Raw genomic sequence first — 14206 nt, 5'->3', positions numbered from 1 at the left:
AATCAAGGAGTCCAATGGGCTCCTTTTTTCGTATTGACCATTGAAAGGGCCTAAACCGCCCCAATATACTCCTTAACAAATCCCTTTTATTTAAACGGAATCGAACTATGACCTTAGAGCGTGAAGCGCATATCGAACTCCCCGTGCTGCCACTGAGAGATGTGGTGGTCTATCCCCATATGGTAATTCCGTTGTTCGTTGGCCGAGAAAAATCGATTCGTTGTCTCGAAACGGCAATGGCCCAGGATAAGCAAATTATTTTAGTTGCTCAGCGTGATGCTGAGTTAGATGAGCCGACCAAGGACGATATCTTTGACGTTGGTACCGTGGCATCTATTCTGCAACTGCTGAAACTACCAGACGGTACAGTCAAGGTGCTGGTCGAAGGTGGTCGCCGCGCCCGTATTACGCGTTATACCCAAGAAGCAGATTTCTTTGTGGCTAAGGCTGAATATCTCGAATCTGAGCCTTTAGAAGACAAAGAAGAGGAAGTCTTGGTTCGTAGCGCGATTGGCCAATTTGAAGGCTATATCAAGCTCAACAAGAAGATCCCGCCAGAGGTTTTAACCTCGCTTTCAGGTATCGATGAAGCGGCACGCCTTGCAGACACGATGGCGGCTCACATGCCGCTTAAGCTTGAGGACAAACAATCTGTCCTTGAGATGACCAATATTGGCGAACGTCTTGAATATTTAATGGCGATGATGGAGTCGGAAATTGACCTGTTACAGGTTGAAAAACGCATCCGCACCCGCGTTAAAAAGCAGATGGAAAAGAGCCAACGTGAGTACTATCTGAACGAGCAAATGAAAGCCATCCAAAAAGAATTGGGTGACTTAGACGAAGGCCATGACGAATTTGAAGTCTTAAATCGTAAGATTGAAGAAGCCAATATGCCAAGCGATGCCAAAGAAAAGGCGGTCGCTGAACTGAACAAATTACGTATGATGTCGCCGATGTCTGCCGAAGCGACCGTGGTTCGTAGCTATGTGGATTGGATGACGTCTGTGCCTTGGAGTCAACGCTCTAAAATCAAACGTGATTTAGCGAAAGCCCAAGAGGTATTGGATACTGACCACTATGGTTTGGAAAAGGTCAAAGACCGTATTCTGGAATACTTGGCGGTGCAGAGCCGTGTGCGTCAACTGAAAGGGCCAATCCTGTGTTTAGTTGGACCACCAGGTGTGGGTAAAACCTCACTCGGTCAATCGATTGCCAAGGCGACGGGTCGTAAGTATGTGCGTGTTGCCTTAGGCGGCGTGCGTGATGAAGCGGAAATTCGCGGACATCGCCGCACCTACATTGGCTCTATGCCAGGTAAAATCATCCAAAAAATGGCCAAAGTGGGCGTGAAAAACCCCTTATTCCTGCTGGATGAAATCGACAAAATGAGTTCGGACATGCGTGGCGACCCAGCATCAGCACTATTAGAGGTGCTCGATCCTGAACAAAACGCGACTTTTAACGACCATTACCTCGAAGTCGACTACGACTTATCCGATGTAATGTTCGTGGCGACCTCGAATTCGATGAATATTCCGGGGCCACTTTTAGATCGTATGGAAGTGATCCGTCTGTCGGGTTATACCGAAGATGAAAAACTCAATATCGCTAAGCAGCATTTATTGACGAAACAAATCGAGCGTAACGGCCTTAAAGCGAATGAAATTCATATCGAAGACAGTGCGATAGTCGGCATCATCCGCTACTACACCCGTGAAGCGGGTGTGCGGGCGCTAGAACGTGAGTTGTCTAAGATTTGCCGTAAGGTCGTGAAAATGATCCTGCTGGATAAATCCATCAAGTCAGTTACAGTCACCGCGGATAATCTCAAGTCTTTCCTCGGTGTGCAGCGTTTTGACTATGGCAAGGCGGAATCGAACAACCAAATCGGTCAAGTCACAGGGTTGGCTTGGACTGAAGTGGGTGGTGATTTGCTCACCATTGAAGCGACTTCAGTGCCCGGCAAAGGCAAGTTGACTTACACAGGCTCACTTGGCGATGTGATGCAAGAGTCGATTCAAGCGGCGATGACAGTTGTTCGCGCCCGTGCGGAACAATTGGGTATCAATGGCGACTTTTATGAGAAGCGTGATATCCATGTGCACGTACCAGAAGGAGCAACGCCGAAGGATGGTCCATCCGCAGGTGCTGCAATGTGTACTGCGCTTGTTTCCAGCCTCACTGGAAACCCTGTGCGCGCCGATGTGGCCATGACGGGTGAAATTACCTTACGCGGTGAAGTGTTACCTATCGGTGGTTTAAAAGAAAAACTGCTGGCAGCACATCGCGGTGGCATTAAATTGGTGCTTATTCCAAAAGAAAATGAGCGCGATCTGGAAGAAATTCCTGCCAATGTCATTGCCGATTTAGAAATTCGCCCTGTGCGTTGGGTCGACGAAGTGTTAAAACTGGCGCTAGAAAGACCCGTTGAAGGCTTCGAAGTGGTTAAAAACTTGGCATAACGCAAGAAAATGCGCTATGACGTTAAAAAAAATGAAAAAAGGGGCTTAACAAAGCGCAGACCTGTGGTAGCCTAGGTCAGTGGAGAGCCAGCTGCTCCAAGCCCTTGGGGCAACTGGCTTTGAGCTGTATCTAGTTTTATTTCTTTGGTTTTCGAACTCAGCTTGAACTTTGAATTCAAGCTTGTTATAAAAGCCTCCGCAGACCGCTCTAGAGACGGATTTGGTTGCGGCGCAAAAAAATTACATTCAAGGGGATGACATGAACAAATCTGAACTAATCGAGAAAATCGCTTCTGGTGCTGACATTTCTAAAGCCGCTGCCGGCCGTGCACTGGATTCTTTTATCGCAGCTGTGACTGAAGGTTTGAAAGAAGGCGATAAAATTTCTCTTGTTGGTTTTGGTACTTTTGAAGTGCGTGAGCGCGCTGAACGCACTGGCCGCAACCCACAAACGGGTGAAGAAATCAAAATCGCAGCAGCAAAGATCCCAGCTTTTAAAGCGGGTAAAGCTCTGAAAGACGCTGTCAATTAATTTTTGATATCGCAGCCTTTGTAAGGCGTTCGTAATGATAAGCACTGTTTAAACAGTGCTTTTTACGAATTGAAAGTAATGGATTTTGAAGGTCAATTTCTACCATTACTCGGGGTTTTAGCACTTACCAGTGGTAGCGTCTGAATAATCCCTATTAATTACAGAAAGGCGCATCTCAAGCTGATGCGCCTTTTTATTTTGTTAATCGCAACGAGCGAGATATCTGATGTTAGAAAAGATCCGCGATGGTTCGCAAGGCGTGATTGCTAAAGGCATTCTCGTACTTGTGATTTTATCTTTTGCATTTGCAGGGGTGAGTAGCTATTTGGGCTCAACTTCCGATGTACCTGCCGCAGAAGTCAACGGTGACAAGATCACTAAAGCCGAGTTAGAACAAGCCTACCAGAGCGAACGCGCTCGTATGGAACAACAACTGGGCGAAATGTTTGCTGCCCTATCTGCGGACGAAAGATACCTAGAAAGCATTAAGCAGAGCGTTCTCGAGCGTCTAGTGGCAGACAAACTGATCGATCAAGCTGCCGCTGCGATGGGATTACGTGTTTCTGACGAACAAATTATTGCAGCGATTAAATCTGAACCCGCTTTCCAAACTGACGGTAAATTTGATAACGACCGTTATCAGGCTATTTTGCGTCAGTTAGGTTATCAGCCACAAACCTTTAGAAGCATGATGCGTGTCGATATGACTCGTCGTCAGTTAACAGCGGCGTTAGTGGGCACTGAATTTGTATTACCCGGTGAAGCTAAACAATTAGCTGAGCTGCAAGGCCAAACTCGCGACATTCGTTATTTAGTGGTGGACTCTGCGCCATACCTTGCCAATGCCTCTGTGACAGACGAGCAAGTAAAAAACTACTATGACGCCAACCAGGGCCAGTTTATGAGCCCAGAGAAGGTGAGTTTAGAATATGTTGAGTTAAACGCGGCTGATTTTGCCAAAGACAGCAAAGTGACCGAAGAAGAAGCTCAGGCTTACTACGATGAGCATAAGACGCAATATGTGTCTAACGAGAAACGTTTAGCCGCGCACATTCTGATTGCTCCAGGTAGCGATGAAGCCGCAGCGAAAGCCAAGGCTGAAGATTTAGCCAAGCAGTTAGATAACGGTGCTGATTTTGCTGAGTTAGCCAAAGCCAATTCTGAAGACACGTTAAGTGCAGAGCAGGGCGGTAAATTAGACTGGTTTGAGCCCGGTGTGATGGACCCCTCATTCGATGCTGCGCTTTTTGCTCTGCAAAAAGGTCAACACTCAGCAGTCGTCAAAACAGATTTTGGTTTCCACATCATCAAACTGTTAGACGTTCAGCCTGGTACCACAGTGCCCTTTGCCGACGTTAAAACTAAGATTATTGCTCAGTTACAAGAGAAAAAAGCGGTAGATCAATTCTATAGCTTGCAGAGCAAACTGGCTGATACCAGTTATGAAGTACCTGATACCTTAGCCGAAACCGCAAAAGTGGTGGGTGTTGAGATTAAGACAACGCCGCTATTTTCACGTGATGATGTGCCAGCGGCATTGAATAAGCCTGATGTAGTAAAAGCAGCATTTTCAGACTCAGTGATGCGCCAAGGGCTAAATAGTGAAGTGATTGAGCTTGAACCGAATCACGTAGTGGTTATTCGCATGAAAGAACATCACGATGCGGGCACTATGCCATTAGCCGAAGTGAAGGCCGACATCGCAGAGCGTTTAAAGCAAGATCAAGCGAACGCAGCAGCACGTGCTAAAGCAGAAGAGTTAATGGCGCAAGTGAAAGCGGGCGCTGCTGATGTGAGCTTAATCGCTAAGGCTAAATTGGGGCGTGGTGCACAGGATTTAGACGCGGCCATTGTGACTAAAACCTTCCAAATGCCAACGCCGAGTGCTGCACCTGTGGTTGATACTGTCGCTTTAGCAAATGGCTATGCTGTGATTGCACTGGACAAAGTGAACGCGGCTGAGTCTGTTAGTGATGAGTTAGTCAATGCACTAAAACAACGCCTAAATGCACAATACAGCGAAGCGGATTACCGCGGTCTGATCGAGTCACTGAAAGCGAATGCAAAAATTCATTACCCTGTAGAAGGTTGATGGTGATAAGGGATAACTCAGTCTATCCCTTATGTTCGCAAAGCAAATATAAAGTGTTTTGCTAATCAAATAGAAAAGGCCAAGTGTTTACTTGGCCTTTTTGTTTGTGCGTTATCAAACGATATGGGCGCTATTTCAGCAGCTTAATCATCCACGCCAATCATCACGCTGCTGGCTTTAATGAGTGCGTAAGCCGAATCACCCACCTTCAAGTTTAAACGCTCACAGGAGGCTTTAGTTACGACGGAGGTTAACACTACGCCCGGTGCCAGTTCGATAGTGACTTCGTTGTTTACAGAGCCAATTTCGATTGCGGTAATAGTGCCACTTAGGGTATTACGTGCACTGATCTTCATTCTTTATCCTTATTTAGTGTTGAATGGTCATGCTATTCTAGCCTATTGTCATGGGTTTGCAGCAAATAAAAACGCCACCCGAGGGTGGCGTTTAAAAGCAAGCTGTAATCGTGACGATTACAGCTCGATCACATCGAACTCAACGTACGGATTCACATCAGCGTCGTAGTCGATGCCTTCAATACCAAAGCCGAAAAGTTTAATAAACTCGGCTTTATATTCTTGATAATCGGTCAGCTCTGATAGATTTTCAGTGGTCACTTGTGGCCACAGATCACGGCAATGCTGCTGGATATCTTCACGCAATTCCCAATCGTCTAAACGCAGACGGTTATCGCTATCGGTCTCAGGTTTTGCACCATCGGCACGGAACAGACGCTCGCTGAACATGCGATAGATTTGCTCCATACAGCCTTCATGCAGACCTTCTTGGCGCATCTTCTTAAATACCATCGCAATATACAGTGGCATCACCGGGATGGCTGAGCTGGCTTGAGTGACAACGCTTTTGAGCACGGCAACGTTGGCGCTACCGCCTGTCACTGAGAGCTTATCGTTTAAGGCTTTTGCAGCACGGTCTAAGTCCATTTTGGCTTTACCTAATGCGCCATGCCAGTAGATTGGCCAAGTTAACTCTGTACCGATATAGCTATAGGCAACGGTCTTGCAGTTGTCGCTCAATACGCCAGCCTCGGCGAGCGCGTTAATCCACAATTCCCAATCTTGGCCGCCCATCACTGTTACTGTATCGGCAATTTCTTGCTTTGTTGCGGGCTCAACTGTCGCTTCAATAATGCAGTCTTTATTAGTGTCTACCGCTGTTGCAGTGTAAGTTTCACCAATTGGTTTGAGCGCAGAGCGTACTAGTTCGCCAGAATCTGGCAGTTTGCGCACAGGTGATGCTAATGAATACACCACCATATCCACTTGACCTAAATCTTGCTTGATTAGCTCAATGACTTTTTGTTTAGCTTCATGGCTAAAGGCATCGCAGTTGATGCTCTTAGAGTACAAACCTTCAGCTTTGGCAAACTTGTCGAAAGCGGCAGAGTTGTACCAGCCAGCAGTACCTGGCTTAGCTTCTGTACCTGGTTTTTCGAAGAACACACCAATAGTTGCTGCATCGCTACCAAAGGCGGCGGCAATGCGTGAAGACAGGCCATAACCACTTGATGAACCAACAACGAGGACTTTTTTAGGCCCGTTGGCGATTTTGCCCTTTGCTTTGGTTAAGGCAATTTGTTCTTGAACGTTAGCTTCGCAACCAACGGGATGAGTAGTGGTACAAATGAATCCACGAATTTTGGGTTTGATAATCATGTTTAAGCTTCTTCTATCAAAATGACCAATAGGATAAATACTTCGGCGATTAAATGGCATCTATTTTTAGCCAATTTGCCTGAATATTTAAGTGGTTGGAGCAGTTTAACGCTTATGAACAAACAGGCTCTGCTCCTGAATAAGCCTTTGGGTATATTCGTGCTGCGGTGAATTAAATATCTGTTCTGTGGGAGCTTTCTCAACCATAACGCCTTTATGAAGAACCATAATTTTATCGCTAACATGGCGAATAATATTGAGGTTATGGGACACAAAAATATATGACAATCCTAAGTCTTTTTGCAATTTCAGTAGCAAATTGAGGATTTGCGAGCGTACGGACAGATCTAAAGCGGTTAACGCTTCATCGGCGATAATGATTTTGGGGTTGAGCATTAGCGCCCGCGCCACGGCAACCCGCTGTTTTTGGCCTTCAGAAATCATATGCGGATAAAAGTCAGAATGTTCAGGTAATAAACCGACTTTCCTTAATGTCTCAATTACTTGAGAATTACGCTCTTTGGCAGATAGCTGAGTGTTAAAGCGCAATGGTTCATCGAGTAATTGACCAATGGTGAGCCTTGGGTTGAGCGAGGTATTAGGATCTTGAAAAATCATCCGAATAAGGCGGCAGCGTTGTTTGATATTACGGCTGTCTAAGGCTTCGCCTTCGAAGTAAATTTCACCGCCGCTGCGCGGTTCTGCGCCCACTAAAATACGCGCTAACGTACTCTTACCTGAACCTGCCTCACCCACAATAGCTAAGGTTTCGCCGCGGTTTAATTCAAAGGAAACCGGGGCTAAGGCATCGTTATATTGGCGGGTAAAGCCTTTATAACCAGTATCATACCTTTTAAAGAGGTCGTTAACTTTAAGCAGTGGAGTCGTCATTTGTCGTTTCACCGTGGTAAGGGAAATGGCAGGCAAAGTAGCGGTCTCTTGAATGACTCAAACTTGGCTGATTAACACATTTCTTTTGCGCCTCAGGACATCTTGGCCCTAAGCGACAACCAATGGGGAGATGTTGGAGTGCTGGCGCCGAGCCTGGCAGTGTTGGCATAATTGCCTTGTGCGCCTCTATCCCCGAATAATCCGGCATATTATCCAAGAGTGCCTTAGTGTAAGGATGATAGGGCTGATTAATTAATTCATCCGTCGGCCCTGACTCCATCACTTGGCCGCAATAGAGTACCGATAAGTGATCGCACCATTGGGCGAGGGTCTCAAGCTCATGACTGATGATTAAAATCGACACATTTTGCAGTTGGTTAAGCTGTGATAGTAGGCGAAATATCTGTGCCTGAGTACTCAGCTCCATCGAGTTTGTCGGCTCATCTGCAATTAATAATCTAGGCTGGTTGGCAATTGCCATGGCGATCATCACTTTTTGGCATTCGCCTTCGGATAATTCCCATGCATAGCTGGACATGACTTTTTGGGGATTTTTAATGCCAACTTTGTGTAGCCATTTCTGCGCCGTGAGTTTGGCATGTTTATGCTTTTGCCAAAAATAAGCTTTAGGATTCTTAGGCATGGCCTGCATCAGCTGGCTACCCACGGTTTGCGAAGGATCAAGGCTACCTGATGGGTCTTGGAAGATCATCGCCATATCTGAGCCCATCAGATTACGGCGCTCCTTCGAGGTCATGGCCATCAGATTATTACCATCCCACATCATGCGGTCGGCAGTAATGGTCCAGTTGGGGCCAGGGATCCCTAGAATGGCTCTGGCGAGTAGACTTCGGCCCGAGCCGGATTCACCCACTAGGCCGTGGATTTCACCCGCATTCAAGGTCAAGCTTACTTTCTCAAGAGCCCGCACTTTGCCGTGGGGCGTGTCGAGTTCAATAGTCAGGTTTCTAACGTCGAGTAATGGCATAGGTTAGTTTCTGATGGGCGCAAGCGCCGATCTCAAGCCATCGCCTACCAAGTTTATGGCAAGCACACTAAAGAGAATCGCCAGTCCTGGAATAGTTACAGTCCAAGGTGCGGTCAATAAATTATCCATGCCTTGCGCCACCATAGCGCCCCATTCTGGGCTAGGGGCTTGAGCACCAAGACTTAAAAAGCCGAGGGCAGCAATATCTAAAATCGCGGCAGAAATGGCTAAGGTCGTTTGAATAATCACCACTTCCCAGACGTTTGGCATGATTACATACCAAAAAATCTGCATTGAATTGGCTCCATCCAAACGGGCAGCGGTAACATATTCTTTTTGTAATTCTTCATGGACCGATTGATGAATAGAGCGGACAAACTGCGGCGTTAAGGCAATGCCCACGGCCCAGAAGACGTTTTCAAGCCCTGGCCCCATGACGGCAACCACTAAAATCGCCATCAGAAGCGAAGGGATTGACAGCAATGCATCGAGCAAATGGCCCAAAATACTAGACTTTAATCCACGCATCATGCCGGAAAGTGAGCCGATGATAAATCCAGTAAACAGAGCTGTACCGACAATCATTAATGCCATGCCAAAGGTTAAATGCGCGCCATGTAGCAAGCGGCTAAAAATATCCCGGCCAAGATCGTCGGTGCCTAAAAAATGCGCCACAGTGCCGGAAGGATCCCAAGAGGGAGGTAACAATAGGGCGCGTGGATCTTGAGCCTCTGGTGCGAAAGGCGCAATCATTGGACCAAAGAGGGTGAGCAGCAGCAGAAAAATAATGGTCCACAATCCCGCTAAGGCAAAAGGGTTTGCCGAAAAATTTTGCCAGACCCGCATCATTGGGGAAGCAATTTGATCTTCCTGATAAATTTTAACTGGAGGCATAAAGATCTTTTCTGCTTAATGGATTGAAGACGGTATGTAGCACTTCAATCAAAATACTTAAAAAGATGATCAGCAAGGCGACAGCCAATATTCCACCCTGAATAACCGTGTAATCCCGCTGATAAATCCCTGATACTAACCAAGAGCCTACACCTGGCCATGAAAATATCACTTCAACAACAATAGCATAGCTAGCAAAGGCACCTAGCATTAAACCTAAGTGCTTTAATACAGGGATAAGCGCGTTGGGTAAGGCATGGCGTAAAATAATGGTATTGGTGTGCATACCTCTGGCTTCGGCTGCGCGGATAAAGGTTTGGTTCATCACATTCATCATTGCAGAACGTGTGCTACGTACTACCACAGTAAAAGGCAGCACTGCGAGCGTTGTCGCTGGCAGAATAATGTGTAGCAGTGCATCCTTAAACGCCGATATGCGATACTCCGAATCAGAAAGTAGGATATCGACCAGCATAAAACCAGTGACGGGTTTTATCTCATATAAAAGATTGAGTTGCCCCGATATTGGCAACCAACCGAGATCGACACCAAACCAAAGCGATAAATACAGTCCCAACCAAAAGACTGGAACAGAGTAACCCGTAAGAGTAATAGCCATAATGGTATTTTGGGTGAGTTTATGCTGACTTTGTGAAGCCAAAACGCCCAAAGGCACGCCTAAACCAATGGCGATTACCGCGGCCATGACGGCGAGCTCGAAGGAGGCTGGGAGTACGGTACTTAACTCCTCTGCAACGCTTTGATGGGAAGTCACTGAAACCCCTAAGTTACCACTCAGCCTTTGCTGTAAATAAGCAATAAACTGCAACGCCTTGTTGCTATCTAACTTATAGTCTTGTTCGATTTGGCTAAGCTGAGCTGCAGATGGTGAATGTATTCCTGTGAGGGCAAAGGTGCGTTCAATCGGGAACAAACCTGTTGCATAAAATAGGACACCAATCATGACGAGTGAAGTCGCTAGGAATAAATTGAGGCGCCGTAACAGGTATCTTAACATCAGTTAGTCTCCTGTGTGGTTTGGCTGGTTTTTGTAAAGGAAATGCCGCCAAAAGGCGTGAGTTGCATATTATGTACATTATTACGCGTTAAAGCGACCCGTTTGGCATGAGCCAAACTCAGCATTGGTACTTGCTCGGCGATGAATGCTTCGGCTTCTTGATAAATTTGCTTGCGCTCTGCTTGTGTTGAGACTTCTCTTGCTCTGTCTAGAATGGCATCAAACTGTTTATTGCACCAGCGAGAGCGGTTGTTGTTTGATTGCATTGACGCGCAGCTAAGCAGTGGCGTGAAAAAGTTATCGGGATCACTGTTATCGGCGTTCCAGCCGATGAGCACTGAATCGTATTCATCTCGACTTAATCTTTGGGTAAAAACACTCCAGTCGTAACTGATTATGTTGACTTTAACACCGATATTGGCCAAATCAGATTGAATTAACTCAGCTGTTTTCAGTGCATTAGGATTATAAGCTCTCGCAACAGGCATTGCCCAAATATCGATGCTGAGATTGTTAATACCTGCCTCTTTTAGCAGGTCTCTGGCTTTTTGGGGATTATAATCGAGTAGCTTCTTATTGCTGTCGTAGGCCCAAGAGGCTGGTGGAAGTACGCCTATCGCCTCTATTGCGGTGTTTTGATACACAGCACGTAAGATATTTTGTTTATCCACCGCATGGGCGAGCGCGCGGCGAACTCGAACATCATTTAATGGCGCTTTTTGAGTGTTAAATGCCCAAAATGCTACGTTAAGGCCGGGTTGTGATTCGATATTGAGCTGTTCATGTTGCTTAATAACGGGAAGTTCCCCTGCTTTGGGCAGGGCTGAAACACTGCAGTCACCCGCGATTAACTTTGCTAATCTCACGGTGCTTTTTGGGGTGATATCATAGACCAACATCTCGACATTGGCGGGTTCTCCCCAAAAATCTGGATTACGGCGATAGCGAATATATTCGTTTTTGGCGTAATGCACTAAAGTAAAAGGCCCTGTACCAATGGCAAAATGGTCAACATTTTCCGGGTGACCTAGTGCAAGTTGTTGTTCGGCGTACTCACTGGAGAGAATAACGGCAAAGTCAGTCGCTAAATTCGATAAAAATGAAGCATCCTTACGGGCTAAGCGAAAGATGACTTCATAGTCATTGATTTTTTCAACACTTTTAACTTGTTCAGAAAAACCAATACTTTGAAAAAAGGGATAACCAGTGCGTGACACACCATGGTAAGGGTGATGCTTATCGATAATTCGATTGAAGGAAAACAGTACGTCGTCGGCGTTAAATGAGCGACTTGGCGTAAAACGGGAAGAATGCTGAAACTTAACATCCTCCCTGAGCGTAAAACGATAACTAAGACCATCATCACTTTCAGCCCAACTGGTTGCCAAGGCCGGAACCAACTGACCAGAGAGCGCGTCATAGTCTACTAATCGGCTATAAATCAGGTGTGAAGTGGCGTCGATCGTAGTGCCTGAGGTCACCAACTGCGGATTAAAAGACTCGGGATTCCCTTCGGAACAATAGACCAAACCAGAAGGAAGCCGTTGGGGGCCACATGCAACCAACAACCCACTCATGCAGAATACCGCAGTTGCTAGGCACAGGCGTCTAATTAGCACACTCATTTATAAATCATTATTTTATCGACTATGAACGACTATTTTAGCAGTGCATCTCGCCCATGGGCAATCAGCTTATGCTTTATCGAGCAAATTGTATTTTTTCAGAATGCCGCGTAGCTGATGATAACTTAACCCCAAGATTTCAGCGGTCTTCTTTTGATTATATTGGCTCGCCGATAAGGCTTGCTGAATAAGCTCCATCTCATAACGCTCGGTTTGTTCTTTAAAGTCTAATGGAAAACTAAAGTCATTTAACGGCGCTTCACTAGGTGCAATGACATCAATATCGGTTTTTGCCGTAACGGTGGGAGGGCTTATGATGGTTGAGTGCGGTGTGGGCACCACCTGACGCTCAAGAGTGCGCACCCGAGTTGTCGGCCGGTACGGGGAGGCGAAAGGGTCGAGAATAATGTGCTCGATGGGACGATTTTCACCGCAATTACGGTAAACACTTCGCTCAACGACGTTTTTAAGTTCACGAATATTACCGGGCCAGTCATGACTCATGAGCTGCTCGATGGCATTTGCACTAAAGCCACTAAAGAGTTCGAGCTTGAGTTGCCGAGCCATTCCCACAGCAAAGTATTCGGCTAATGTCATGATATCTTCTGGACGACAACGTAGTGGCGGCAGGGTGATCACATCGAAGGCTAAACGATCGAGTAAGTCGGCCCGAAATTCACCGGCCTCGGCCAGTGAGGGTAAATCTTCGTTGGCGGCGCAGATAAGGCGCACATCTGCTTGAATGGTTTTACTGCCACCGACACGTTCAAATTCACCGTACTCGATAACACGCAGTAGTTTTTCTTGAATCAATCCAGAGGTATTGGCTAACTCGTCAAGAAACAGTGTTCCACCATCAGCCCGTTCAAAACGGCCTTCGTGTTTACCTTTGGCACCAGTAAAGGCCCCAGATTCGTGGCCAAACAATTCACTTTCAAGCAAGTTTTCGCTCAAAGATGAACAATTTAGCTTAATAAAATTTTGATCCCAGCGCTTAGACAGATAATGTAGGCGTTCGGCAATCAGCTCTTTACCTGTGCCTCGTTCACCAATGATCAGTACAGGTTTTGATAACGGAGCGATTTGTGAGACGTGCTCTAATACTTCAAGTAGGGCGTTTGATTGACCGATTAGATTGTCTTGCTGAAATTTATTATCCACGATATTTTTTAGTCTTTAACGCTAAATTTTGGTGAAAATCATAATAAGTGGCTTGCGCTGTAAAATAAAGGAAAAGTTAAAATTTTGTTTATCTAATTGAATTTAAATAATAAATAAAAGTTGGCACAGTTAGTGTATTACCTTAAGCGAGACCAACATCAATTTGAGGATAGCATTATGGGTATTTTCTCTCGTTTCGCCGATATCATTAACTCTAATATCAGCGCATTACTCGACAAAGCCGAAGACCCTGAAAAAATGGTTCGCCTGATCATCCAAGAAATGGAAGATACACTGGTAGAAGTGCGTTCAACCTCAGCTAAGGTATTGGCTGAAAAGAAAGAATTGCATCGCCGTATCAGCCGAGTCGAGGAGCAAGTTCAGGATTGGCAGGATAAAGCGGAACTGGCACTTTCAAAGGACCGCGAAGATTTAGCCAAAGCGGCTTTAGTTGAAAAACAAAAAGCGGCGGGTTTAGTGGATACTTTAAACCAAGAGTTGGCAGTGCTGGATGAGCATATCGCTCGTTTAAAAGACGAAGTTAGCCTGCTGCAGGAAAAACTGTTAGATGCAAAAGCGCGCCAAAAGACCATTATTTTGCGCACTCAAACTGCGTCATCACGTTTAGAAGTGAAAAAGCAGTTAGACTCAAGCAAAATTGATAATGCCATGCTTAAGTTTGAGCAATATGAGCGCCGTGTTGAAGGATTAGAAGCGCAGGTTGAATCCTACGATCTTGGCAGCAAAAAAACCTTAGCTGATGAGTTTGCGGCATTAGAAGCTGAAGATTCAGTCAATGCTGAGTTGGAAGCGCTCAAGGCAAAAGTGAAAGGCAAAGCTCCCACAAAGTCAAAAGAATAACAT

The 14206-nt window shown here is 45.9% G+C and carries 12 protein-coding genes; 4 read left to right on the top strand and 8 right to left on the bottom strand.

Annotated features, from left to right (window positions below; all coding sequences use genetic code 11):
• The first annotated feature begins 107 nt into the window (after positions 1–107).
• The 3 genes from lon (at position 108) to ppiD (ending at position 5089) form a co-directional block, all read left to right on the top strand.
• Positions 108–2465, top strand: a complete 2358-nt coding sequence (gene lon / locus CEQ32_RS07265; RefSeq protein ID WP_037428151.1) for an endopeptidase La — start codon at positions 108–110, stop codon at positions 2463–2465.
• A gap of 259 nt (positions 2466–2724) precedes the next feature.
• The gene (hupB, locus tag CEQ32_RS07260; protein WP_006081127.1) at positions 2725–2997 is read left to right on the top strand and encodes a nucleoid-associated protein HU-beta; all 273 of its coding nucleotides are present in this window, start codon (positions 2725–2727) and stop codon (positions 2995–2997) included.
• A 226-nt stretch (positions 2998–3223) separates the two neighbouring features.
• Positions 3224–5089: a peptidylprolyl isomerase gene (gene ppiD, locus CEQ32_RS07255; RefSeq protein ID WP_037428149.1), complete on the top strand. Its 1866-nt coding sequence runs from the start codon at positions 3224–3226 to the stop codon at positions 5087–5089.
• A 143-nt stretch (positions 5090–5232) separates the two neighbouring features.
• Here the strand turns inward: ppiD and CEQ32_RS07250 are convergent, their stop codons facing one another.
• The 8 genes from CEQ32_RS07250 to pspF all read right to left on the bottom strand — a co-directional run bounded on the left by CEQ32_RS07250 (position 5233) and on the right by pspF (position 13342).
• Entirely contained in the window at positions 5233–5445 is a 213-nt protein-coding gene (locus tag CEQ32_RS07250; protein WP_037417205.1) for a TOBE domain-containing protein, read from the bottom strand.
• Positions 5446–5562: 117 nt separating this feature from the next.
• Positions 5563–6765, bottom strand: coding sequence for an enoyl-ACP reductase FabV (fabV, locus tag CEQ32_RS07245; RefSeq protein WP_088586959.1), 1203 nt, complete (start codon positions 6763–6765; stop codon positions 5563–5565).
• Between the two features lie 105 nt (positions 6766–6870).
• Entirely contained in the window at positions 6871–7656 is a 786-nt protein-coding gene (locus CEQ32_RS07240; RefSeq protein ID WP_037417209.1) for an ATP-binding cassette domain-containing protein, read from the bottom strand.
• Positions 7637–8644 carry an oligopeptide/dipeptide ABC transporter ATP-binding protein gene (locus CEQ32_RS07235; protein ID WP_037417214.1) on the bottom strand — a complete coding sequence of 336 codons (1008 nt, stop codon included), beginning with the start codon at positions 8642–8644 and terminating at the stop codon, positions 7637–7639. Before CEQ32_RS07235 ends, CEQ32_RS07240 begins: the two co-directional genes overlap by 20 nt.
• Positions 8645–8647: 3 nt before the next feature.
• Positions 8648–9538, bottom strand: coding sequence for an ABC transporter permease subunit (locus CEQ32_RS07230; RefSeq protein ID WP_037417217.1), 891 nt, complete (start codon positions 9536–9538; stop codon positions 8648–8650).
• On the bottom strand, positions 9525–10556 hold the full coding sequence (locus CEQ32_RS07225) for an ABC transporter permease subunit (RefSeq protein WP_037417220.1): 1032 nt from the start codon (positions 10554–10556) through the stop codon (positions 9525–9527). The genes CEQ32_RS07230 and CEQ32_RS07225 overlap by 14 nt, the downstream gene beginning before the upstream one ends.
• Positions 10556–12181: an ABC transporter substrate-binding protein gene (locus CEQ32_RS07220; protein ID WP_037417223.1), complete on the bottom strand. Its 1626-nt coding sequence runs from the start codon at positions 12179–12181 to the stop codon at positions 10556–10558. The genes CEQ32_RS07225 and CEQ32_RS07220 overlap by 1 nt, the downstream gene beginning before the upstream one ends.
• A gap of 69 nt (positions 12182–12250) precedes the next feature.
• A complete protein-coding gene (gene pspF / locus CEQ32_RS07215) occupies positions 12251–13342 on the bottom strand; it encodes a phage shock protein operon transcriptional activator (RefSeq protein ID WP_037428146.1) in 1092 nt (363 codons plus the stop codon).
• Between the two features lie 177 nt (positions 13343–13519).
• On the opposite strand from pspF, the gene pspA reads away from it, so the two are divergent.
• Positions 13520–14203: a phage shock protein PspA gene (pspA, locus tag CEQ32_RS07210; protein ID WP_011071928.1), complete on the top strand. Its 684-nt coding sequence runs from the start codon at positions 13520–13522 to the stop codon at positions 14201–14203.
• The last annotated feature ends 3 nt before the right edge of the window (positions 14204–14206 follow it).

The sequence above is a fragment of the Shewanella sp. FDAARGOS_354 genome (assembly GCF_002209245.2).
Taxonomy (GTDB): Bacteria; Pseudomonadota; Gammaproteobacteria; order Enterobacterales; family Shewanellaceae; genus Shewanella; species Shewanella xiamenensis.
This window is presented reverse-complemented; position numbering and strand designations above follow the sequence as displayed.

Bases quoted from the DNA above. Each gene is read 5' to 3' on its own strand.
- lon (WP_037428151.1), top strand. From the start codon at position 108: ATGACCTTAGAGCGTGAAGCGCATATCGAACTCCCCGTGCTGCCACTG.
- hupB (WP_006081127.1), top strand. From the start codon at position 2,725: ATGAACAAATCTGAACTAATCGAGAAAATCGCTTCTGGTGCTGACATT.
- ppiD (WP_037428149.1), top strand. From the start codon at position 3,224: ATGTTAGAAAAGATCCGCGATGGTTCGCAAGGCGTGATTGCTAAAGGC.
- CEQ32_RS07250 (WP_037417205.1), bottom strand. From the start codon at position 5,445: ATGAAGATCAGTGCACGTAATACCCTAAGTGGCACTATTACCGCAATC.
- fabV (WP_088586959.1), bottom strand. From the start codon at position 6,765: ATGATTATCAAACCCAAAATTCGTGGATTCATTTGTACCACTACTCAT.
- CEQ32_RS07240 (WP_037417209.1), bottom strand. From the start codon at position 7,656: ATGACGACTCCACTGCTTAAAGTTAACGACCTCTTTAAAAGGTATGAT.
- CEQ32_RS07235 (WP_037417214.1), bottom strand. From the start codon at position 8,644: ATGCCATTACTCGACGTTAGAAACCTGACTATTGAACTCGACACGCCC.
- CEQ32_RS07230 (WP_037417217.1), bottom strand. From the start codon at position 9,538: ATGCCTCCAGTTAAAATTTATCAGGAAGATCAAATTGCTTCCCCAATG.
- CEQ32_RS07225 (WP_037417220.1), bottom strand. From the start codon at position 10,556: ATGTTAAGATACCTGTTACGGCGCCTCAATTTATTCCTAGCGACTTCA.
- CEQ32_RS07220 (WP_037417223.1), bottom strand. From the start codon at position 12,181: ATGAGTGTGCTAATTAGACGCCTGTGCCTAGCAACTGCGGTATTCTGC.
- pspA (WP_011071928.1), top strand. From the start codon at position 13,520: ATGGGTATTTTCTCTCGTTTCGCCGATATCATTAACTCTAATATCAGC.